Annotated in this window: 19 protein-coding genes and 1 pseudogene; 14 read left to right on the top strand and 6 right to left on the bottom strand. The window is 68.9% G+C overall.

The features are described 5' to 3' along the window. Window positions 1-12: 12 nt before the first annotated feature. From coaA to ACQ3HE_RS05725, 9 genes are all read left to right on the top strand, one after another. Window positions 13-966 carry a type I pantothenate kinase gene (coaA, locus tag ACQ3HE_RS05765; protein WP_064296681.1) on the top strand — a complete coding sequence of 318 codons (954 nt, stop codon included), beginning with the start codon at window positions 13-15 and terminating at the stop codon, window positions 964-966. Between the two features lie 126 nt (window positions 967-1,092). Continuing rightward, window positions 1,093-2,940, top strand: a complete 1,848-nt coding sequence (gene glmS, locus ACQ3HE_RS05760; RefSeq protein ID WP_430891664.1) for a glutamine--fructose-6-phosphate transaminase (isomerizing) — start codon at window positions 1,093-1,095, stop codon at window positions 2,938-2,940. Window positions 2,941-3,014: 74 nt separating this feature from the next. Next, the gene (locus ACQ3HE_RS05755) at window positions 3,015-3,371 is read left to right on the top strand and encodes a holo-ACP synthase (protein WP_159877967.1); all 357 of its coding nucleotides are present in this window, start codon (window positions 3,015-3,017) and stop codon (window positions 3,369-3,371) included. A 5-nt stretch (window positions 3,372-3,376) separates the two neighbouring features. After that, on the top strand, window positions 3,377-4,528 hold the full coding sequence (gene alr, locus ACQ3HE_RS05750) for an alanine racemase (RefSeq protein WP_430891662.1): 1,152 nt from the start codon (window positions 3,377-3,379) through the stop codon (window positions 4,526-4,528). After that, complete coding sequence (gene tsaE, locus ACQ3HE_RS05745) at window positions 4,525-5,025, top strand: tRNA (adenosine(37)-N6)-threonylcarbamoyltransferase complex ATPase subunit type 1 TsaE (protein WP_274499530.1); 501 nt, start codon at window positions 4,525-4,527, stop codon at window positions 5,023-5,025. The genes alr and tsaE overlap by 4 nt, the downstream gene beginning before the upstream one ends. 10 nt (window positions 5,026-5,035) lie before the next feature. Then, on the top strand, window positions 5,036-5,665 hold the full coding sequence (gene tsaB / locus ACQ3HE_RS05740; RefSeq protein ID WP_430891660.1) for a tRNA (adenosine(37)-N6)-threonylcarbamoyltransferase complex dimerization subunit type 1 TsaB: 630 nt from the start codon (window positions 5,036-5,038) through the stop codon (window positions 5,663-5,665). After that, a complete protein-coding gene (gene rimI / locus ACQ3HE_RS05735; protein ID WP_430891658.1) occupies window positions 5,662-6,198 on the top strand; it encodes a ribosomal protein S18-alanine N-acetyltransferase in 537 nt (178 codons plus the stop codon). The genes tsaB and rimI overlap by 4 nt, the downstream gene beginning before the upstream one ends. Then, window positions 6,195-7,253, top strand: a complete 1,059-nt coding sequence (tsaD, locus tag ACQ3HE_RS05730; RefSeq protein ID WP_430891657.1) for a tRNA (adenosine(37)-N6)-threonylcarbamoyltransferase complex transferase subunit TsaD — start codon at window positions 6,195-6,197, stop codon at window positions 7,251-7,253. The genes rimI and tsaD overlap by 4 nt, the downstream gene beginning before the upstream one ends. Window positions 7,254-7,346: 93 nt before the next feature. Then, the gene (locus ACQ3HE_RS05725; protein ID WP_430891656.1) at window positions 7,347-8,120 is read left to right on the top strand and encodes a DUF4190 domain-containing protein; all 774 of its coding nucleotides are present in this window, start codon (window positions 7,347-7,349) and stop codon (window positions 8,118-8,120) included. A gap of 39 nt (window positions 8,121-8,159) precedes the next feature. On the opposite strand, the pseudogene ACQ3HE_RS05720 reads toward ACQ3HE_RS05725, so the two are convergent. Beyond that, window positions 8,160-9,364, bottom strand: a pseudogene (locus ACQ3HE_RS05720) (class I SAM-dependent methyltransferase). A gap of 158 nt (window positions 9,365-9,522) precedes the next feature. Here ACQ3HE_RS05720 and groES point away from each other — a divergent pair. The 3 genes from groES (at window position 9,523) to ACQ3HE_RS05705 (ending at window position 12,418) form a co-directional block, all read left to right on the top strand. Continuing rightward, window positions 9,523-9,819, top strand: a complete 297-nt coding sequence (groES, locus tag ACQ3HE_RS05715) for a co-chaperone GroES (RefSeq protein WP_056008047.1) — start codon at window positions 9,523-9,525, stop codon at window positions 9,817-9,819. Window positions 9,820-10,020: 201 nt separating this feature from the next. Further along, the gene (gene rarD / locus ACQ3HE_RS05710; protein ID WP_430891924.1) at window positions 10,021-10,929 is read left to right on the top strand and encodes an EamA family transporter RarD; all 909 of its coding nucleotides are present in this window, start codon (window positions 10,021-10,023) and stop codon (window positions 10,927-10,929) included. 211 nt (window positions 10,930-11,140) lie between these two features. Next, window positions 11,141-12,418 (top strand): ABC transporter substrate-binding protein, encoded by a 1,278-nt coding sequence (locus ACQ3HE_RS05705; RefSeq protein WP_079705276.1) that lies wholly within the window; start codon window positions 11,141-11,143, stop codon window positions 12,416-12,418. 340 nt (window positions 12,419-12,758) lie between these two features. On the opposite strand, the gene ACQ3HE_RS05700 is transcribed toward ACQ3HE_RS05705, so the two are convergent. The 5 genes from ACQ3HE_RS05700 to ACQ3HE_RS05680 form a co-directional block, all read right to left on the bottom strand. After that, window positions 12,759-13,703, bottom strand: coding sequence for a hypothetical protein (locus tag ACQ3HE_RS05700; protein ID WP_426737225.1), 945 nt, complete (start codon window positions 13,701-13,703; stop codon window positions 12,759-12,761). A gap of 477 nt (window positions 13,704-14,180) precedes the next feature. Beyond that, on the bottom strand, window positions 14,181-14,957 hold the full coding sequence (locus ACQ3HE_RS05695) for an ABC transporter ATP-binding protein (RefSeq protein WP_064296669.1): 777 nt from the start codon (window positions 14,955-14,957) through the stop codon (window positions 14,181-14,183). Further along, on the bottom strand, window positions 14,954-15,925 hold the full coding sequence (locus tag ACQ3HE_RS05690) for an ABC transporter ATP-binding protein (RefSeq protein ID WP_064296668.1): 972 nt from the start codon (window positions 15,923-15,925) through the stop codon (window positions 14,954-14,956). Before ACQ3HE_RS05690 ends, ACQ3HE_RS05695 begins: the two co-directional genes overlap by 4 nt. Then, window positions 15,915-16,895, bottom strand: a complete 981-nt coding sequence (locus ACQ3HE_RS05685; RefSeq protein WP_124768833.1) for a branched-chain amino acid ABC transporter permease — start codon at window positions 16,893-16,895, stop codon at window positions 15,915-15,917. The genes ACQ3HE_RS05690 and ACQ3HE_RS05685 overlap by 11 nt, the downstream gene beginning before the upstream one ends. A 10-nt stretch (window positions 16,896-16,905) precedes the next feature. Continuing rightward, window positions 16,906-18,123 (bottom strand): branched-chain amino acid ABC transporter permease, encoded by a 1,218-nt coding sequence (locus tag ACQ3HE_RS05680; RefSeq protein ID WP_079706237.1) that lies wholly within the window; start codon window positions 18,121-18,123, stop codon window positions 16,906-16,908. A gap of 315 nt (window positions 18,124-18,438) precedes the next feature. On the opposite strand from ACQ3HE_RS05680, the gene guaB reads away from it, so the two are divergent. Further along, a complete protein-coding gene (gene guaB / locus ACQ3HE_RS05675) occupies window positions 18,439-19,941 on the top strand; it encodes an IMP dehydrogenase (RefSeq protein WP_079705279.1) in 1,503 nt (500 codons plus the stop codon). Window positions 19,942-20,028: 87 nt separating this feature from the next. Continuing rightward, window positions 20,029-21,147: a GuaB3 family IMP dehydrogenase-related protein gene (locus ACQ3HE_RS05670; protein ID WP_064296664.1), complete on the top strand. Its 1,119-nt coding sequence runs from the start codon at window positions 20,029-20,031 to the stop codon at window positions 21,145-21,147. Window positions 21,148-21,194 lie beyond the last annotated feature (47 nt).

The raw sequence follows: 21,194 nt of genomic DNA, 5'->3' as shown, positions 1-21,194 counted from the left end.
AAGAGTGATCGCATGACTTCGACGACGACGGGCGGTGCCTCCGGGCAGCCGACGCCCTACGTGGAGATCGACCGTGCCGAATGGGCGCGACTCGCTCCGGAGACGGCCACACCGCTCAGCGAGACCGAGGTCGTGCAGATCCGTGGCCTCGGCGACCGTCTCGACATGCGGGAGGTCGAGGAGGTCTACGTGCCGCTCAGCCGGCTGCTGAGCCTGTACGCGAAGGGCACCCAGGACCTCGGGCGAGCGACGAGCCGGTTCCTCGGCGACCAGGCGCTCCGGACGCCGTTCGTGATCGGTGTGGCGGGTTCCGTGGCCGTGGGCAAGTCGACCATCGCGCGGCTGCTGCGCGAACTGCTGTCGCGCTGGCCGGACACCCCGCACGTCGAACTCGTGACGACCGATGGCTTCCTCTACCCGAACGAGGAGCTCCAGCGGCGCGGCATCATGGATCGCAAGGGCTTCCCCGAGTCGTACGACCGGCGCGCGCTCCTGCGGTTCATCACCGCGGTGAAGAGCGGTGCCGCCGAGGTGCGGGCACCGTTCTACTCGCACCTGCGTTACGACATCATCCCGACGGCGCAGGTCGTCGTCCGGCGCCCCGACGTCCTGATCGTCGAGGGCTTGAACGTGCTGCAGCCGGCTGCGACGGCGAGCGGACTCGCGATCAGCGACCTGTTCGACTTCAGCATCTACGTCGACGCACGGACGCGCGACATCGAGTCCTGGTACGTCGACCGCTTCATGGCGCTCAAGCGGGGCGCGTTCTCGAACCCGAACTCCTTCTTCAACGTGTTCGCCGAGCTCTCCGATGAGGAGGCGGCCGATCAGGCGCGTGGGTTCTGGCGCTCGATCAACGAGCCGAACCTCATCGACAACATCCGCCCGACCCGCTCACGCGCCAAGCTGGTGCTGCGGAAGGACTCCGATCACACGGTGTCCTCGGTGCTGCTCCGCAAGCTCTGACCCGCGGCAGGGGAAGGGCCCGGGAACCGGTGGATCTCGGCAAGACCGTCCTGCTCCGAGGCTGAGCGCCGGCACCTCGAGGTTGGTGCAGGATCCTCGCAAAATCGCCCGATTATGCTGCTCTACATGTGTGGAATCGTAGGGTACGTCGGGAACGACAAGACGGTGGACGTCCTCATGGGCGGACTCAAGCGGCTCGAGTACCGGGGGTACGACTCCGCCGGGATCGCCGTGCTCGACGCGACGGGTTCGCTGAACACGCGGAAGCGCGCCGGGAAGCTGGCCGTCCTCACCGAGGACCTCGCCGCGAACCCCATCGCGCCGGGCTCGACCGGTATCGGTCACACCCGTTGGGCGACCCATGGTGGACCGACGGACCGCAACGCGCACCCGCACCTCGGTGACGAAGGACGCCTCGCGCTCATCCACAACGGCATCATCGAGAACTTCGCCGAGTTGCGCGCAGAGCTCCTCGCAGACGGCTTCACCTTCGAGAGCGACACCGACACTGAGATCGCCGCTGTGCTGATCGGCCGCGAGTACCGTTCCACCGGCGACCTCACCGAAGCCTTCCGTCGCGTCGTCGCTCGCCTGGACGGCGCCTTCACGCTGCTCGCCATGCACCAGGACCTGCCCGGCGTCGTCATCGGTGCACGTCGGAACTCGCCGCTCGTCATCGGGCTCGGCGACGGCGAGAACTTCCTCGGGTCGGACGTCGCCGCGTTCGTGCAGTACACCCAGCGCGCGGTCGCGATCGGCCAGGACCAGATGGTCGTCATCACGCCCGACGACGTGACGGTCACCGACTTCTCCGGCAACCACGTCGTGACCGAGCCGTTCGAGATCCAGTGGGACGCTTCGGCGGCCGACAAGGGCGGCTGGTCGAGCTTCATGGCGAAGGAGATCAGCGAGGAGCCCGACGCGGTCGCGAACACGATCCGCGGGCGGGTCGACGGTGGCCAGGTCGTCATCCCCGAACTCGCCGGTCTCGACGAGCTCTTCCTCGACATCAACCGCATCGTGATCATCGCGTGTGGCACCGCCGCCTACGCGGGCACGGTCGGCACCTACGCGATCGAGCGCTGGGCCGGGATCCCGGTCACCGTCGAGCTGAGCCACGAGTTCCGCTACCGCGACCCGGTCATCGACGCGCGCACGCTCGTCATCTCGGTGAGCCAGTCGGGCGAGACCATGGACACGCTCATGGCGGTGCGTTTCGCGAGCGAGTCCGGCGCGAAGACCCTGTCGATCTGCAACACCCAGGGCGCCACGATCGCGCGCGAGTCGGACGCCGTGGTGTACACCCACGCGGGGCCCGAGGTCGCGGTCGCGTCCACGAAGGCGTTCACCGCTCAGATCACGGCGCTGTACCTGTTCGGGCTGCACCTCGCGCGGGTCCGCGGCACCCAGACTCCGCAGTTCCTGGCGTCGCAGGTCGAGGAGCTGCAGGCCGTGCCCGACAAGATCGCCAGCATCCTCGGCGCCTCCGAGAAGATCGCGCAGCTCGCCCACTGGATGGCCGACTCCCGCGCGGTGCTCTTCCTCGGTCGCCACGTCGGGTACCCGATCGCGCTCGAGGGTGCGCTGAAGCTCAAGGAGCTCGCGTACATCCACGCTGAAGGCTTCGCCGGTGGCGAGCTCAAGCACGGCCCGATCGCCCTGATCGAGCCGGGCCAGCCCGTCTTCGTCGTCGTCCCGAGCCCACGTGGCTCGGCGATCCTGCACCCGAAGGTCATCTCGACCATCGAGGAGATCCGCGCACGTGGTGCCCGGGTCATCGCGATCGCGGAGCAGGGCGACGCCGCCGTCCTGCCCTCGGCCGACGAGGTCATCCCGATCCCGCTCGCCGGTCCGCTGTTCGAGCCCCTGCTCGCCGTCATCCCGCTGCACATCTTCGCGATGGAGCTCGCGACGGCGAAGGGCCTCGACGTCGACCAGCCGCGCAACCTCGCGAAGTCCGTCACGGTCGAGTAGGGGCGGTCCGCTGGGTCCGAGGTGGCCCGTCGAGCGGGCCACCGGGCCGCGCAGGACGGCCGTAGAGTAGAGGGATGATCATCGGCATCGGGGTGGACCTGGTCGACCTCGCACGGTTCGAACGGGCGATCACGCGCACCCCGAACCTGCTGGCCAGGCTCTTCGTCCCGTCGGAACGCGACCTGCCGCTGCGGTCCCTCGCCGGACGGTTCGCCGCCAAGGAGGCGCTCATCAAAGCACTGGGTTCCTCGGACGGTATCCGGTGGCAGGAGATGGCGATCGTGAACGGCCCGGAGGGGAAGCCCGACTTCGCGCTGTCCGGCGTAACGGCGGGTGTCGTGGCCGAGCGGGGGATCACGAGCATGCACCTGAGCATGACGCACGACGCCGGGGTCGCCGTCGCGTTCGTCGTCGCGGAGCGGGAGGGATGACGCCCGTGTCCGAGCACGACGAGCGACCGACCCGCGAGGCGATCATCGACCTCGACGCCCTGCGCCACAACGTCCGTCGTCTGCGTGAGCTGACCGGCGTCGGTGAACTCATCGTCGTCGTCAAGGCCGACGCCTACGGGCACGGTGCCGAGGCGATCGCCCGCGCGGCGGTCGAGGCCGGGGCCGATCGCCTGGGCGTCGCCGACATCACGGAGGGCGTCGCGCTGCGCGCTGCCGGTGTCACGGCACCGATCCTCGCCTGGCTGCACGGCCCGCAGGCCGCTTTCGGCGCCGCACTCGACGCCGGGATCGACCTCGGTCTGTCGTCGGTCGCGCAGCTCGACCGCGTGATCGAGGCCGCTCGGGATCGGTCGTCCGTCGTGCCGGTCGTCCAGTTCAAACTCGAGACCGGGCTCAGTCGGAACGGCGCGGCCGAAGCCGACTGGCCGGAGCTCTTCCAAGCCGCCGCAGCCGCCGAGGCCGCCGGGCTCGTCCGGGTCGACGGGCTGTTCTCGCACGTCTCCAACACCTCCACCGACGACGACCGGGCCGCCGCCGTGCGCTTCGAGCGCGGTGTGGCCCTCGCCACGGAAGCCGGTCTCGCCCCGCGGAGTCTGCACCTCGCCGCGTCGGCGGCAGCGCTCGGCGAGCCGTCCCTCCGCTACGACGCCGTCCGCCTCGGACTCGCCGTGTACGGTCTCTCGCCCTTCGAACCCACCGAGGACGCCGACCGCTCGGCCGCCGCCTTCGGCCTCCGGCCCGTCATGACCCTCCGGGCGACGGTCGCCGCCGTGCGTCGGGTCGAACCGGGTGCCGGGGTGTCCTACGACTACAGCTATCGGACCAGCACGCCGACGACGCTCGCCCTCATCCCGCTCGGATACGCCGACGGTGTGCCGCGAAGCGCCTCGAACGCCGGTCCGGTCGTGATCAACGGACGCCGCTACCGGGTGTGCGGGCGGATCGCGATGGACCAGTTCGTCGTCGACGTCGGTGACGACGCGGTCGCCGTGGGTGACGACGCCGTGCTCTTCGGCGATCCGGTGTCCGGCGCGCCGCGCGTCGAGGAGTGGGCGGAGGCCGCCGGCACCATCAACTACGAACTCGTCACCCGGATCGGGCCGCGCGTGGTCCGGACGACCGGGGAGCGGTCATGACCGATCACGTCCTCACACCGGGCACCGTCGAGGTGGCGACGCCCGAAGAGATGCACGCGTACGGCGTCCGGCTCGGCGCAGAACTGCGTGCCGGGCAGCTCCTGGTCCTGACCGGGCCGCTCGGAGCGGGCAAGACGACCCTCACGCGCGGGATCGGCGAGGGACTCGGCGTCCGCGGCCCCGTCACCAGCCCCACCTTCGTGCTCGCCAGGACGCACCCGAGCCTCGTCGGCGGTCCGCCGCTCGTCCACGTGGACGCCTACCGGCTCGGCTCGGCGCTCGAACTCGACGACCTCGACATCGACTTCGCCCGGTCCGTCGTCGTCGTGGAGTGGGGAGCCGGATTGCTCGACGGCGTGGTCCCCACGTGGTTCGAGCTCGTCATCGAGCGTCCGACCGGAGCCGGCGACGAGCCCGCGACGGACGACGCCGGTGAGGAGCCGATCGAGCGCCGGACCCTCACGCTCTCGCGGCACCCCGCCATCGACGCCGGGTAGGCTGGACGACGTGCTGTTGGCGATCGATACATCCGCGGGTTCGAGCGTCGCCGTCGTCACCCTGGGTGGCGAGGTGTTGGCCGAACGGTCCTCCGACGACCCGATGCGGCACGCCGAGGTCATCGGGACGCTCATCGCCGGATGCCTCGACAACGCCGGTATCGAGGTCGCCGCGCTCACCGGGCTGGTCGCGGGCATGGGCCCTGGGCCGTTCACCGGACTCCGGATCGGGATCGCCGCGGCTCGCAGCTTCGGGATCGGCGCAGGCCTCCCGGTGCACCCCGTGGTGAGCCACGATGCGATCGCGCTCGACGCCTACCGTTCCGGTTCCGCCGCACCCGGCGCCACGCTCCTCGTCGTCACCGACGCCCGCCGTCGCGAACGCTACTGGACGAGCTACGCCGGACTCGACACAGCCGGCCTCCCTATCCGCGTGCAGGGGCCGGCCCTCGCGAGACCCGACAACCTCCCGACCTCCGAGTCCGCGCGCCTCGACGCGCTGGTCGTCCCCGCCGGGGCGTTGGGCCAGGTCGCCGCAGCACTCCTCGCCACCGATGGCGCGTTCGCGGGGGAGGAGCCGTTGTACCTCCGCTCGCCCGACGTCACGATGTCCGCGGGCGCCAAGCGGGTGACGGCGTGAGCTGGTCGCTGCGCCGCGCCGGTGTCGCCGATCTCGACGCGATCATGGAGCTCGAGCACACCGTCTTCGTGAACGACGCCTGGTCGGCGGACATGATGCGCGCCGAACTGTCGTCGCCGCACGGGTACTACCTCGTCGCGACGGAGGTCGACGCCGACGACGCGACACTCGCCGGTTACGGCGGGCTCTTCGCACCGTCCCGGTCCGACGACGCCGACATCCAGACCATCGCCGTCGCCGGGCGCGCCAGAGGACGAGGGCTCGGACGACTCCTCATGCAGGCGCTCATCGAGCAGGCCCGGCAGCAGGACGTCACCCAGGTGTTCCTCGAGGTCAGGGCCGACAACCCCGTGGCGATCGCGCTGTACCGGAGTCTCGGCTTCGAGGAACTCGGCGTCCGCCCCGGCTATTACCAGCCGGACGACGTCGACGCCATCGTCATGCGACTCACGGTCCAGCCGAGGCCACCCATGCCCGCCCACGGCCAGCCCCCGCTCGACCAGACCGACCAGCACCCCGGGAGCATCGCGTGAACCGTGCAGAACCGCTCGTCCTCGGCATCGAGACGAGCTGCGACGAGACCGGGATCGGCATCGTCCGCGGACACCACCTGCTGGCGAACACCATCGCCTCGAGCATGGACGAGCACGCACGGTACGGCGGCGTCGTCCCGGAGGTCGCCGCACGCGCCCACCTCGAGGCCCTCGAGCCGACGCTCACGGCGGCGCTCGCCGAGGCCGGCATCGCCCTGGCCGACCTCGACGCGGTCGCGGTGACGAGTGGCCCCGGCCTGTCCGGCGCGCTCATGGTCGGCGTCGGCGCAGCGAAGGCGCTCGCCGTGTCCCTCGGCAAACCGCTGTACGCCGTGAACCACCTCGTCGGTCACGTCGGCGCGGACGTCCTCGACTCCGAAGACGGGACGATCGAGTACCCGACGATCGCCCTGCTCGTATCCGGTGGGCACACCTCGCTGCTCCTCGTACGGGACCTCGTGTCGGATGTCGAACTGCTCGGCGAGACCATCGACGACGCGGCGGGCGAGGCCTTCGACAAGGTCGCGCGCATCCTGGGTCTGCCCTACCCGGGCGGGCCGCAGATCGACCGGGCGGCCGTCGGCGGCGACCCGAAGGCGATCCGGTTCCCCCGTGGACTCAGCCTGCCGAAGGACATGGAGCGGCATCGCTACGACTTCTCCTTCTCCGGCTTGAAGACGGCCGTGGCACGCTGGGTCGAGGCGAAGCAGGATGCTGGGGAGCCGGTTCCTGTCGCGGACGTCGCCGCCAGCTTCCGCGAGGCCGTCGTCGACGTGCTCGTCTCGAAGGCGGTCAAGGCGTGCACCGAGCTCGGCGTGCCCCGCCTGCTGCTGGGGGGTGGCGTCATCGCGAACGCGCGGCTCCGCGAGGTGGCCGCCGAACGCACCGCCTCGGCCGGGATCGAACTCCGCATCCCGCCGTTGCAGCTGTGCACCGACAACGGCGCGATGATCGCCGCGCTCGCCGCGCAGCTCATCTCCGCCGGACACGAGCCGTCCTCGCTCGATTTCGGCGCCGACTCGACCCTGCCGGTCACCGATATCCAGGTGCACTGACCGCTCGACCAGCCGTGTCCTGCCCTCGACCGGGTGCGCGGACGTCGGCGCATAGGATGGGCCGGTACCCGGTCACGGATCGAAGGAGCGGCGATGGATCAGCATGAGCACCCCGACGGACGACCTCAGCACCAGGACGGTGCGGCGGACGGGCAGTCACGCCCGCCGCAGGCCGAGCAGCCGAACGGGCAGCCGCAGCAGCCGTGGGGGCAGCAGCCCCAGCCCCAGGCCCAGCAGCCCTGGTCGCCGTACCAGCCGCCACAGCCCTCTCAGCAGGCCGGCGTCGCGCCGCAGGCCCAGCAGCAGCCGTACCAGCCTCAGGCCCAGCCCCAGCCCCAGCCCCAGCAGCAGCCGTATCAGCCTCAGCCCCAGCAGCCGTACCAGCCTCAGGGCCAGGCCTCCCCGCCGCCCACGGACTGGCAGCGCGGCTCGGACGCGCCCGTCGCGCCGCCGACGCACCCTGCCCAGCAGGGGGCGTCCCCCTCGGCGCCTCCGGCGGGTTGGCAGGGCGATCACGCGACCTATCTCCAGACGGTGCCGACGGCGGTCTACCAGGCACCGAGCCAGGGTGGCTACGCCGCGTACCAGCAGTCGCAGACGCAGACCCCTGCCGCGTCGACCGGGACCTCGCGGAGCACCTGGTCGCTCATCACCGGTGTCGTCGGGCTCGTCGTCTCCGTCTTCGTCGGTTGGGGCTTCCCCCTGTCGATCGCCGCGATCGTGCTCGGGTTCGGGGCCAGGCGTCGCGAGCCGCGGGGCCGAGGTCGCGCCCTCACCGGCCTCGTGACCGGGTTCGTCGGCCTCGCCTGCTCGGTCGGCTGGCTCGCCTACAGCGTCGTCGTGATCATCGGGTACGTCTCGACCTGATCCTCCTCGGGGCGCTGCGGCCCGACGGACGCCGTCGGGTCAGGCGTCGGCGGCCGGCGTCACCCGTTCGACGAGCAGCGCACTGTGTTTGCCGGCGATCCTCGTGAGGATGATCGAGGCCGAGCCGTCGCCCTTCAGCGCGAGGCGCTTCCGGAACGCCGCGGGGTCGACGTCGACGCCGCGTTTCTTGATCTCGAGGACACCGATCCCGCGATCACGCATCGTGCGCTTGAGGACCTTCTCGTCCATCGGCAGCCGTTCGAGCACCCGGAAGGTCGTGGCGAACGGCGAGCTCGTCGCCGTGTCGGAGGTCAGGTAGGCGATACCCTGGCCGAGCATGCCGGCCTCCAACCGGATGGCGAGGTCGCCGATGAGTCGGGCCCGGATCACGGATCCGTCGGGTTCGTGCACGTAGTCGCCGAGCTCCCGCACCGGGGCGTCGTCGGCGTCGGCCTCGGCGTGCAACTCTGGTGGACGCCGTCCGCGAGGAGGAGCGCGGACCGTCGGACATCCGGACGGGCCAGCGGGCCGAACCAGAGCGCCATCTCGACGAGCTGTCCGTCGACCGACACCCACTGCGCCTCGGCGTCGTCGGGGATGAGGGAGCGGTCGAATCCGGGCCCGAGCTTGACGCCTGTGGGAAGGCGGGTCGCCGCACCGAAGACCAGGTCGAGGGACGGGGTGTAGTCGGCGGCACTCGACAGCCGCGCGGTGTCGGCGTGTCCTGCGGTGCGCCGCGCGGGATCGAACCAGACCGCGTCGAAGTCGTCGAGGGAGACGTCCTCGGCGGCGGCGTTCCGCACGGTCGCCGTGGGGAACGGAGCGAGGTTGTAGCTGGCGATGGCCGCGGTGACCTCGTCGATGTCGACCGCCGTGACCTCCAGGTCGAGCGAGGCCATGGCCATCGAGTCGGCGCCGATGCCGCTGCCGAGGTCGGCGATGCGCGTGAGGCCGGCCCGGGCGAACCGCCCGGCGTGCAGCGCGGCGACGGGAAGGCGCGTGGCCTGTTCGAGCCCGGCCTCGGTGAACAGCATGCGGCCGGCGAACGGTCCGAACTTGCCGACAGCCTTCTGCCTCAATCGCGACTGCGTGAGGACCGCCGCGACCAGCTCGGGGGAGTGGCCCTCCTTGCGCAGGCGCCCGACCAGGCGGACGGCCTCGTCCTTCGTCGGGTAGGGCGGGAGGGAGTCGAGGAGCCTGAGGCCGTCGGCCGTGAGGAGTTCGACGAGTTCCGAACGGTCCATGGTCAGCGGGCCTCGGGCGGAGCTGGATGCATCCGGCAACGGTAGCAGTCGCTGATTGGCACTCGCATTGCATGAGTGCCAGAACATGCCTACACTGGAATCAGCACTCTCGCAGTGTGAGTGCTAACCACGTCTTCGTTTCAAGAAAGAGGTCAACCGTGTCGGTCTCCATCAAGCCGCTCGAGGATCGCATCGTCATCAAGCAGGTCGAGGCAGAGCAGACCACCGCTTCCGGTCTGGTCATCCCCGACACCGCCAAGGAGAAGCCCCAGGAGGGCGAGGTCGTGGCGGTCGGACCCGGTCGCATCGACGACAACGGCAACCGCGTCCCGCTCGACGTCGCCGTCGGCGACAAGGTGATCTACTCCAAGTACGGTGGCACCGAGGTCAAGTACGCCGGTGAGGACTACCTCGTCCTGTCCGCGCGCGACGTCCTCGCAGTCGTCGTCCGCTAGTCACCAGCGCACGGATCCGGCGGCTCAGGCCGCTCAACAGCCCGAATGGCATTCGCCGTTCGGGCTGTGTCCGTTTCCGGAGGGTGTCGCGGGGAGTCGCGGGTCTAGCCTGGACCAGTGCAGAACCCCAGCGATCCAGCCGACGTCGACATCCACCCCGTCACCGTCGACGGGGGAGGGGATCGACGTGCGAGCGTCGCCGTGCCCCAGCAGGGGAGCCGGTCCGGACTGCTCTCGGCGGTCGCCGCCTACTGCCTCTGGGGAGCGCTCCCGCTCTACTTCATCGCCCTCGCACCGGCCGGCGCCTTCGAGGTGGTGGCGTGGCGGATCCTCTTCTCCCTCGTCTTCTGTGCCGTCCTCATTCTGGCGACCCGTTCCTGGCGTCGGCTGTTCGGCATCCTCCGCCAGCGCCGCATCGTCCTGACGATGGGTCTCGCCGGGGCGCTCATCTACGTCAACTGGCAGACGTACGTCTACGGTGCGCTCAACGGCCAAGTGGTCGAGGCGTCGCTCGGGTACTTCATCAACCCGATCGTGACCGTCTTCCTCGGCGTCTTCTTCCTCCGCGAGCGGCTGCGTCCAGCCCAATGGGCTGCGGTGGTCGTGAGCGTGATCGCGGTCCTGGTCCTCGCGATCGGACACGGCAGCGTCCCGTGGATCGCCCTCATCCTGGCCTTCTCGTTCGGCCTCTACGGCTACATCAAGAAGCTGGTGGGCGGCTCGGTCGACGCCGTGTCCGGATTGACGCTCGAGACCGTGTGGCTGATGCCGGTCGCGATCGCCCAGCTCATCGCGGTCGGCGTGACCGGTGGGCTGACCATCGGCACCGCGGGCGTCGGGCACGCACTGCTGCTCGTCGGCGCCGGCGTCATCACCGCCGTCCCGCTCCTCCTGTTCGCGGCGGCAGCCCGCCGCCTCCCGCTCACCTGGATGGGTTTCATCCAGTACTTCGCACCGATCATCCAGTTCGTCGTCGGTGTCGCGGTCCTGCACGAGGCGATGCCGCCGGAGCGCTGGTTGGGCTTCGGTCTCGTGTGGCTGGCGCTCGCGATCCTCACCGTCGACATGCTCGTCGCCTCCACCCGGGGTCGTCGGGCCGCCGGGGCCTAACGGCGCCGCTCGATGAGGGTCTGAACAGCGGATTCCAGCGCTGATCGCGCGACCACTGCAGGAAAAGCGCGAAACAGGCCCTCCTGAGGTAACGATTTGGTCGTGTTACACGCTTGTAACGTCAACGACATTGTCCAGCGCACGTCCAGCGGATAACTTGACTCAACGGCAGCCCCTGGAGCTGCCACTCTTCTGACAAGCAAGGAGTACCATGAGCGTCTTTTCGAAGGCCACGGCCGCTCGCTCCCGCCCACGTTCCATCGTTCTCGGTGGTATTGCACTGATCGGAGCCAGCGCGCTGGTTCTGAGCGGTTGCGCCTCAAGTGGTAGCGGCGACAGCGGCAGCAGCAGCAAGCCTGCTGGCGACCTGACCCTGAAGCTCGGCACGGCGTTGCCGCAGACCGGTAACCTCGCGTTCCTCGGCCCGCCCGAGGAGGCCGGTGTCGGTCTCGCGGTCAAGGAGGTCAACGACGCCGATCTCGGCATCAAGATCGACCTGACGCTCGGCGACTCGGGTGACTCCGACAACAAGGCGTACGCGACCGAGGTCCCCCGTCTGCTCTCCGAGGGTGTCACGGCCATCATCGGTGCAGCGTCCTCGGGTGTGTCGAAGCTCTTCATCGACGAAGTCACCGGCGCAGGCGTCATCCAGTTCTCCCCGGCGAACACCTCCGCGGACTTCACGACGTGGGACGACAACGGTCTCTACTGGCGGACGGCGCCGTCCGACGTGCTGCAGGGCGAGGTCCTCGGGAACCTGATCGCAGAGGACGGCAACGCCACCCTCGGCATCATCTACCTGAACGACTCGTACGGCACCGGCCTCGCCAAGTTCACCAAGGAGGCGTTCGAGAGCGCCGGCGGTGAAGTGGTCGCCGAGCAGTCGTACAACACCGGTGACACCTCGTTCGACGCGCAGATCAGCGCGGTCAAGGCGGAGAACCCCGACGCGATCGCGATCATCGCGTTCGAGGAGACCAAGACGATCGTCCCCGGTCTCGCAGGCTTCCCGTCGGACAAGCTCTACTTCGTCGACGGCAACCTCGCCGACTACAGCGCGGACTTCGCTCCGGGCACCCTGACGGGCGCCAAGGGCACGCTGCCCGGTCTCGACACCGCGAAGCTCGGTGACTTCACCGACCGCCTCCAGGCGTTCGTGAAGGACGAGGGTGGCGAGCCGCTGAAGGACTACAGCTACGCGGCTGAATCCTACGACGCCGTCATCCTGCTCGCCCTCGCGGCGCTGCAGGCCGGTTCGACCGAGGGTGCCGACATGGCGGCCCAGCTCCAGTCCGTGTCCGGTGGTAAGGACAAGGGCGAGAAGGTGACCACCTTCGAAGAGGGTGCGAAGGCCATCGCCGACGGCAAGAAGATCGACTACGACGGCAACTCCGGTCCGATCACGTTCGACGAGAACGGTGACCCGACCGAGGCGACCATCGGTATCTACCAGTACGGTGACGACAACAAGTACACCCGCACCAACTAGTCGCCCACGCGACTGACGAGGCCCCGGAGTGATCCGGGGCCTTCGTCGTGCCCGGCCCCAGATGCACCCCGCGTGTGGTGTGCCGTGTGTGGTGGTGCCAGCGCGGTGCGCTGACGCGAGCGCGGGTCCAGCGCGTGAGCGCGGGTCTCCAGAGACCCGCGCCCACGCGCCTAGGTCGCGCTCACGCCGATTCCGAGCCCATGCGGCACAGCGGGGCGCGCTCACGCCGACGCACCGCGCTGGCGACGGGAGGGGCGCCTGCCAGCGCACCGCGCTGACGGAGGGTGCGGTGCGGTCGCGCCGGCGCACCGCGCTGACAGCGACCAGATGGGCGCCCGGGTCAACGGAATGCGCGTTGCAGTCCCGCGCGCTCGAGCTTCGCGGCGAGCCGGCTCGGATGGACGAGGTCCTCCCAGGTGGCGCGGACGACCGTGTAGCCGAGCGCGCGCAGCCGATCCTCCCGATGCTTCTCCGCCAGGACGATGTCGGCCACGTCCCGTCCTTGCGTGAACTCCTCCCGCACATACTTCTGCCGGCCGTCGAGTTCGAGGATGATGCGCTCGTCCGGCCAGACCGCATCGACCACACCGACTGGTCCGTCCGCGTCGGAGAACGCCTGCTGGAGCACCGGCAGGGCGAAACCGAGCTGCGCGATCACGACCCGCATCTTCGATTCACCACCGTTCGCGGCGAGGGGGTCCGCGAATTCGATCGCAAAGCGCACCTGCCGTCCTCCCCGACGGCCCGGCAGGTCTCGCGCGAGCGAGCGGAGCGCCGTCTCGTCGGTGAGCTTGAGCCGGAGGGCAGCGTCGGCGACGGCGACGGCGTCCTCGAGGCGGGCGATCCGAGCGAGATCGACGACGGTCCGTGCCGGGTCCGTGACCGCGAGCCCGTACCGCATCCGTCGGGCGACGGAGCCCTGCGTCGTGTGACGGATGATGCCGGGGGCCGAACGTCCTCCGCGATCACCGCTCGTCAGCGTGTGCACCTCGGGAGGCCACGGACCCACGATCGGAAGTCCCCACAACCGCGCCGCCGAGTAGTGGCTGAACAGAGCGTCCTTGCGGAGCGCGACGGCCGCCGCATCGATCCGGACCCGGTAGCGGTCATCGGGGGACAGGGAACTCCATATCGGTTCAGGGACGTAGATGCCCTTCCGCAGACGCACCAGGTCGCCGTCGCGGTGGGCGGCGCTCACCAGGCGCTCGGCACCGACCCGACGTGCGTCGCGGACGAGGAGGAGTCCGTTCGGGCGGAGGAGCAGGTTGAGATCGAAGGATTCCATCGCCTCACCGTGCCCGTTCGCCTCCGCCGTCACCTCGTGTCGTGAAAGCGATGTGGAGAACTGCTCCCATCCGGCCTCCGGTGGAGCGAGGGTGGAGCGGCGCCCAGCGCGGTGCGCTGACGCCAGCGCGGGTCGTAGGTCTCAGCGCGGGTCGCTGTGCCGCGGGGGCGGGGATTCGGCGTGAGCGCGGGTCCAGCGCGTGAGCGCGCGCCTCCGGAGACCCGCGCTCACGCGCCAGGACCGCGCTCGCGTCAGCGCACCGCGCTGGCGAAAGGAGGAGGGGGAATGCACAACTCCTCCGTCCCCGTCTCAGGAGGCCGTCTTGGTACGACGGTGCCCCTCGGGGGAGGGAGGAGTTGTGGTTCGTTCACCGGTCGGGATCCGGTGGCTTCTGGCCCGTCGCTCGGCACGCGGCCGGGACGAGCATGTTCGAGGGTACCGAAGTACCCGCCGACCCGCGAGTGGGGATCGCCCTGATCAGTCCTCGTCCTGGCCGAGCGTGCCCAGGTAGAGGCCGATCACCTTGTCATCCGAGAGGAGCTCGCGGCCCGTCCCGGTGTAGGCGTCACGACCCTGGTCGAGCACGTACCCGCGGTCGCAGATCTGCAGACAGCGACGTGCGTTCTGCTCCACCATGATCGTGGTGACGCCGGCCTTGTTGATGTCCGAGACCCGGATGAACGCGTCGTCCTGGCGCACCGGCGACAATCCCGCGGACGGCTCGTCGAGGAGCAGCACGTGCGGATCCATCATGAGGGCCCGCGACATCGCGACCATCTGGCGCTCACCACCCGACAGCGAACCGGCGCGCTGCTTGAGCCGCTTGCCGAGTTCGCTGAAGATCCCGGTGACGAACTCGAGGCGCTCGTTGTACTGCTTCGGCTTCTGGAACAGCCCCATCTTGAGGTTGTCCTCGATGGTGAGGCTCGGGAACACGTTGTTCGTCTGCGGGACGAACCCGACGCCGCGGGCCACGAGCTTGTTCGCCCGGAGCCCCGTGATGTCCTCGCCGTTCAGCAGCACCTGTCCGCTGCGCACCTTCACCTGTCCGAAGATCGCCTTCAACAGGGTCGACTTCCCCGCACCGTTCGGTCCGATGATGCCGATGAGCTCGCCCTTCCGGGCGGTCAAGTTGGCGCTGTTCAGGATGTTCACGCCGGGGAGGTACCCGGCGGTCAGATCGGTGACCTCCACGACCATCTCGGCGGTCTTGACCGCAGTGCCGCCGACCGGCGCACCCTTCACGTCGCTCATTTCCGCTCCTCCTCGGGCTCGGCACCAGCCGCGAGCCGTTCGTCCTCGATCTCGGCGAGCAGCTCCTCGGCCGCAGCGCTGTCCTCTCCGGCGATCCTGCCGGTCACGACCCCGAGGTCGACGTCCTGGTGGCTCCCGAGGTAGGCGTCGATGACGGCGGGATCCTCCATGACGGTGTCGGGCGGGCCCTCGGCGACGACGCGACCCTCGGCCATGACGACCACCCAGTCGGCGATGTGCCGGACCATCTGCATGTCGTGCTCGACGAACAGCACGGTCATGCCTTCGTCCTTCAACGCCAGGATGTGGTCGAGCAGGGACTGCGTGAGCGCCGGGTTGACGCCGGCCATCGGCTCGTCGAGCATGACGAGCTTCGGATCGCTCATGAGCGCCCGCGCCATCTCGAGCAGCTTCCGCTGCCCACCGGACAGGCTGGCCGCGTAGTCGTCACGCTTGGTGTCGAGCTTGAAGCGGCGCAGGAGGTCCATCGCCTTGACCTCGAGGTCCTCCTCCTGCTTCCGCCAGAGCGGCTTCACCAGGCTGGAGAAGATGCCCTCGCCGGTCTGGCCGGTCGCGCCGAGCTTCATGTTCTCGAGCACCGTGAGCAGGCCGAGCGCCTTCGTCAGCTGGAAGGTCCGGACCTGGCCCATGCGGGCGACCTTGAACGCCGGGACGCCTCCGAGGCTCTTGCCGTCGAAGTTCCACGTCCCGGTGTTCGGCTTGTCGAAGCCGGTCAGCAGGTTGAACAGCGTGGTCTTACCGGCACCGTTCGGGCCGATGAGGGCGGTGATCGCGTTGCGGGGCACCTCCAGGTGCTCCACGTTCACCGCCTGCAGGCCGCCGAAGGTCCGGGTGACCTGGTCCGCGATGAGGATCGGGTCGACCTTCTTGACGCCCGGGACGATCTCCCCGACGTGGAGGCCGGTGGTCTTGACCGGTCGCGAGGTGGGTGAGCTGTTACTTGACAAAGGTCAGCTCCTTCTTGTTTCCGAGGATGCCTTGCGGCCTGAAGATGACGATCAGCATGAGCGCGACACCGACCAGCACGTAGCGGAGCGTCGACGCCTGCGTCGAGCTCATGAACGGCAGGACGTCCGCCTTCACGAGCGCCGGGAGGACGTTCGAGAGGAACGCCATGATCACCCAGAAGATCACCGAGCCGAGCAGCGGCCCGAAGACCGTCGCGGCTCCACCGAGGAGGAGGATCGTCCAGATGAAGAAGGTGAGACTCGTGACGTACACGCTCGGCACGACCGCGGAGGGGAGTGCCAGCACCACCCCGCCGAGTGCGCCGAAGACACCACCGACGACGAGCGCCTGCATCTTGTAGGCGAACACGTTCTTGCCGAGGGCGCGCACGGCGTCCTCATCCTCGCGGATGCCCTTCAGCACACGGCCCCACGGGCTGCGCATGAGGAGGAACACGAGGAGTGCGGCGACGGCGAGCAGCAGGATGCCGAAGATGCGGACCCACCACTGGTTCGCGTTGAGCTCCCACGGGCCGAAGCCGTAGATGCCCTCCGGGATCGGGTTCGCGGCCCGGAACCCTGCGTGGTAGTTACCGAGTCCGTCGGCCGAGTTCGTGAACTCGTCGAAGACCTGCGTGGTGAAGAGGAGTCGGACGATCTCGGCCGCCGCGATGGTGACGATGGCCAGATAGTCCGCCCGCAGTCGCAGGGTCGGGATGCCGAGGATGAAGGCGAAGACCACCGAGGCCAGACAGCCGACGATGATGCCCGCCCACCACGGGAGGTTGAAGCTCAGGATCGAGATGGCGTAGCCGTAGGCGCCGAGCGCCATGAACCCCGCCATACCGAAGTTCAACAGACCGCCGTAGCCGAAGTGCACGGCCAAGCCGAGTGCTGCGAGCGCGTACGCGATCGTCTCCGGGCTGATGACCCAAGCGAGCGTGTTCGAGAGAATGCTTCCCCAGTCCATGCGCGTGCCCCTAACCGATTCTCTCGCGACGTCCGAGGATGCCCTGCGGTCTCACGAGGAGCACCGCGATGAGCACCACGAGGGCGCCGACGTACTTGATGTCAGACGGGATCCAGAGCGTCGAGACCTCGACGAGGATGCCGATGATGAGGGCGCCGACCATGGCGCCGAAGGCGGTTCCGAGCCCGCCGAGGGTGATGGCCGCGAAGATGAGGAGGAGCAGCTGCGCTCCCATGTCCCACTTGATGCCCGGTCGGAAGTACGCCCACAGGATGCCGGAGAGGCCGGCGAGGGTCGCTGCGAGGATCCAGACGATGCGGACCACGCGGTCGACGTCGATGCCGCTGGCCGCTGCGAGGCTCGGGTTGTCCGAGATGGCTCGCGTCGCCTTGCCGGTCTTCGTCTTGATGAGCCACCAGGCCACACCGAGGAGCACCACGACGCTGACCGCCATGCTGATCATGTCGGTCACGCTGAGCGAGACCGTGCCGAACAGCTTGATGTTCTCCTCTCCCGAACCGGGCAGCTGGAACGTGCCGCCGCCGACGAAGTAGAGGAAGACGTAGCGGAGCGCCAGCGACAGGCCGATCGAGACGATCATCACCTGCACGATGCCGACGCCCTTGCGTCTCAAGGGTCTCCAGATGCCGGCGTCGAGCGCGAAGCCGAACGCGGCACTCAACGCGAGGGCGATGATGATGGCCAACCAGATCGGCCATTGCAGGAACACCCCGAACACGAGCGCCATGATCGCGCCGAAGGTCACCATCTCCGCGTGGGCGAAGTTGCTGAGTCCGGTGGTGCCGAACACCAGGGAGGCTCCGATGGCAGCGAGGGCCAGCATGAGCCCGAAGTTCAGGCCGTTGACGAGTCGCTCTGCGAGTTGATCCCAGAAGCTGACGGTGACGCGGACGCCCTCGCCGAGGAAGAAGTTCACCGACTTCGATTGGGTGAGACCGAACTCGGCCTCGATGGTCGAGCCGCCCTCGGCGACGATGACGCCCTTCGGGAGGGTCTCCTCGTCGAGCGTTACCTTGTACGTACCTTTCTCGGGGACGCCGATCTTCCACTTGCCGTCGGCGTCGGTGTCGACATCGGCCTTGTAGCCGTTGCCGTCGACCGTGATGTTCACGCCTTCGAGTGGTTTGTCGTCGTACTTGACGTTCCCAGCGAAGTAGAAGTCGTACTCCTCGCCCACCTCGTCAGCATGGGCCGGGACGGCGCTCATGACGGACGTGAGGGTGATGGCCCCGAACAACAGGGCGATGAGGAGCACGAATCTCCGTGCCAGTCTCGGGTTTCGGGTCGTTCCAGCGAACTTCACTGCACCTCCAGTGCCGGGCCACTTCCGTGGACCGTTCTCCTGCGTCGGACAACGCTGTTCGACGATAGAACCTGATTATTGCCTACATGTTTCGCCCGTGCGTATTTCTCCGCATCGATTTGTCGGGATCGTGGAATAGGGGTAGGCCCTGCTCGGTTACGATGGTGATACCGGCAGGTCTGCGTTTCTCCGGTGTGTTCGTGGCTATGAGAGGGATAAATGGACCAGCCTGATCCGTTCGGATTCGTAGGACTCACGTATGACGATGTGCTGCTGCTGCCCGGGCACACCGACGTCATCCCGAGCGAGGCGGAGACCTCGTCCCGCCTGACGAAGCGGATCACCGTGAACACGCCGCTGCTGTCGAGCGCGATGGACACCGTGACCGAGGCCCGCATGGCGATCGCGATGGCTCGCGAGGGCGGCATCGGCATCCTGCACCGCAACCTGTCGATCTCCGACCAGGCCGAACAGGTCGACCGCGTGAAGCGGAGCGAGTCGGGCATGATCACGAACCCGATCACCACCACGGCCGACGCCACCGTCGCCGAGGTCGACGAACTGTGCGGTCAGTTCCGCATCTCGGGCCTCCCGGTCGTCGACGACAAGGGTGTGCTCGTCGGTATCATCACGAACCGCGACATGCGCTTCGTGTCGCCGTTCGAGAAGGCCACGACCCGCGTCAGCGAGGTCATGACGAGCACCGGTCTCGTGACCGCTCCCGTCGGCACCGACCGCAACGCGGTGATGGCGCTCCTCGCGCAGCACCGCATCGAGAAGCTGCCCCTCGTCGACGAGGCGGGCAAGCTCAAGGGCCTCATCACCGTCAAGGACTTCGACAAGAGCGAGAAGTACCCGCTGGCCACGAAGGACGACACCGGTCGTCTGCGGGTCGGTGCGGCCATCGGCTTCTTCGGCGACGCCTGGTCCCGTGCGGGCCAGCTGCTCGACGCCGGCGTCGACGTCATCGTGGTAGACACTGCCAACGGTGAGAGTGCCGGCGTGCTCGATATCATCCGCAAGCTCAAGGCCGACCCGGCGTTCGCCGGTGTCGACGTCATCGGCGGCAACGTCGCGACCCGCTCCGGCGCGCAGGCCCTCATCGAGGCCGGCGCGGACGCGATCAAGGTCGGCGTCGGTCCGGGTTCCATCTGCACCACGCGCGTCGTCGCCGGTGTCGGTGTCCCGCAGGTCACGGCCGTCTACGAGGCGTCGCTCGCGGCGCGCGAGGCGAACGTCCCGGTCATCGCCGACGGCGGTCTGCAGTACTCGGGCGACATCGCGAAGGCACTCGTCGCGGGTGCCGACACCGTCATGCTCGGCTCGCTCCTCGCCGGCACCGACGAGAGCCCCGGCGACCTCGTGTTCGTGGGCGGCAAGCAGTTCAAGAACTACCGCGGTATGGGATCGCTCGGAGCCATGCAGACGCGAGGCGAGAAGACCTCGTACTCGAAGGACCGCTACTTCCAGGCCGACGTGCCGAGCGACGACAAGCTGATCCCCGAGGGCATCGAGGGCCAGGTGCCCTACCGCGGCCCGGTGTCGGCCGTCGCGTACCAGCTCATCGGCGGGCTGCGTCAGTCGATGTTCTATGTCGGTGCGCGCAACATCGGCGAGCTGAAGGCCAAGGGCAAGTTCGTCCGCATCACCTCGGCGGGCCTCAAGGAGTCGCACCCGCACGACGTGCAGATCGTCGTCGAGGCGCCCAACTACCGCAAGTAAGCACCCGCACGAACGCCGACGGTCCGGCAGGCTTCCGCCTGCCGGACCGTCCTCGTTCCAGGCGACCGGTAGGCTGGTGCGGTGAGCATGGATATTGAGATCGGCCGGTCAAAGCGCGCACGGCGCGCCTACGCGTTCGACGACATCGCCGTCGTCCCGTCGCGGCGGACCCGCGACCCACAGGACGTCTCGGTGTCCTGGTCGATCGACGCCTACCAGTTCGAGATCCCGGTGCTCGCAGCACCGATGGACTCCGTCGTCTCGCCGACGACCGCGATCATGATGGGCCAGCTCGGCGGCGTCGGCGTCCTCGACCTCGAGGGCCTCTGGACGCGGTACGAAGACCCTGAGCCGCTGCTCGCTGAGATCCGGTCGTTGCCGGTCGGCCGCGCGACCGCGCGCATGCAGGAGATCTACTCGGAGCCCATCAAGCCCGAACTCGTCACGGCCCGGCTCGCCGAGATCCGCGCGGCCGGAGTAACCGTCGCCGCCGCCCTCTCGCCGCAGCGCACGCAGGAGCTCTACGAGACGGTCGTCGCCGCAGGGGTCGACCTCTTCGTCATCCGCGGCACCACCGTGTCCGCCGAGCACGTCTCCAAGAACCAGGAGCCGCTCAACCTCAAGAAGTTCATCTACGAGCTCGACGTCCCCGTGATCGTCGGCGGCGCGGCCACCTACACCGCGGCCCTGCACCTCATGCGGACCGGGGCGGCCGGTGTGCTCGTCGGCTTCGGCGGCGGTGCCGCCTCCACCACGCGGGCCTCGCTCGGCATCCACGCCCCGATGGCGACCGCCGTGGCCGACGTCGCCGGTGCGCGTCGCGACTACCTCGACGAGTCCGGCGGCCGCTACGTGCACGTCATCGCCGACGGCGGTCTCGGAACCTCGGGCGACATCGTCAAGGCCGTCGCGATGGGTGCCGACGCCGTCATGCTCGGGACCGCATTGGCCCGCGCCACGGACGCACCCGGTGGTGGTTGGCACTGGGGTGCCGAGGCGCACCACCTGCACCTGCCGCGCGGACGACGTGTCGAGGTCGGCACCGTCGCGACCCTCGAGGAGATCCTCTACGGCCCGTCGCCGAAGTCGGACGGCACGGCCAACCTCATCGGCGCGCTCCGTCGCTCGATGGCCACCACCGGCTACTCCGACCTCAAGGAGTTCCAGCGGGTCGAGGTCGTCGTCGCGCCGTACCAGGGCGCTTAGCGCTGCCGGAAGCGAGTCGCTTCCGCAAGCGGTTGTCGGGTCGCATC

Source organism: Plantibacter auratus (assembly GCF_050587365.1).
GTDB lineage: Bacteria > Actinomycetota > Actinomycetes > Actinomycetales > Microbacteriaceae > Plantibacter > Plantibacter auratus.
This window is presented reverse-complemented; position numbering and strand designations above follow the sequence as displayed.

What these genes read in the sequence shown, in the direction of transcription:
- coaA (WP_064296681.1), top strand. Translation starts at nt 13, where the DNA reads ATGACTTCGACGACGACGGGCGGTGCCTCCGGGCAGCCGACGCCCTAC.
- glmS (WP_430891664.1), top strand. Translation starts at nt 1,093, where the DNA reads ATGTGTGGAATCGTAGGGTACGTCGGGAACGACAAGACGGTGGACGTC.
- ACQ3HE_RS05755 (WP_159877967.1), top strand. Translation starts at nt 3,015, where the DNA reads ATGATCATCGGCATCGGGGTGGACCTGGTCGACCTCGCACGGTTCGAA.
- tsaE (WP_274499530.1), top strand. Translation starts at nt 4,525, where the DNA reads ATGACCGATCACGTCCTCACACCGGGCACCGTCGAGGTGGCGACGCCC.
- ACQ3HE_RS05725 (WP_430891656.1), top strand. Translation starts at nt 7,347, where the DNA reads ATGGATCAGCATGAGCACCCCGACGGACGACCTCAGCACCAGGACGGT.
- ACQ3HE_RS05705 (WP_079705276.1), top strand. Translation starts at nt 11,141, where the DNA reads ATGAGCGTCTTTTCGAAGGCCACGGCCGCTCGCTCCCGCCCACGTTCC.
- ACQ3HE_RS05700 (WP_426737225.1), bottom strand. Translation starts at nt 13,703, where the DNA reads ATGGAATCCTTCGATCTCAACCTGCTCCTCCGCCCGAACGGACTCCTC.
- ACQ3HE_RS05695 (WP_064296669.1), bottom strand. Translation starts at nt 14,957, where the DNA reads ATGAGCGACGTGAAGGGTGCGCCGGTCGGCGGCACTGCGGTCAAGACC.
- ACQ3HE_RS05685 (WP_124768833.1), bottom strand. Translation starts at nt 16,895, where the DNA reads ATGGACTGGGGAAGCATTCTCTCGAACACGCTCGCTTGGGTCATCAGC.
- ACQ3HE_RS05680 (WP_079706237.1), bottom strand. Translation starts at nt 18,123, where the DNA reads ATGAGCGCCGTCCCGGCCCATGCTGACGAGGTGGGCGAGGAGTACGAC.
- guaB (WP_079705279.1), top strand. Translation starts at nt 18,439, where the DNA reads ATGGACCAGCCTGATCCGTTCGGATTCGTAGGACTCACGTATGACGAT.
- ACQ3HE_RS05670 (WP_064296664.1), top strand. Translation starts at nt 20,029, where the DNA reads ATGGATATTGAGATCGGCCGGTCAAAGCGCGCACGGCGCGCCTACGCG.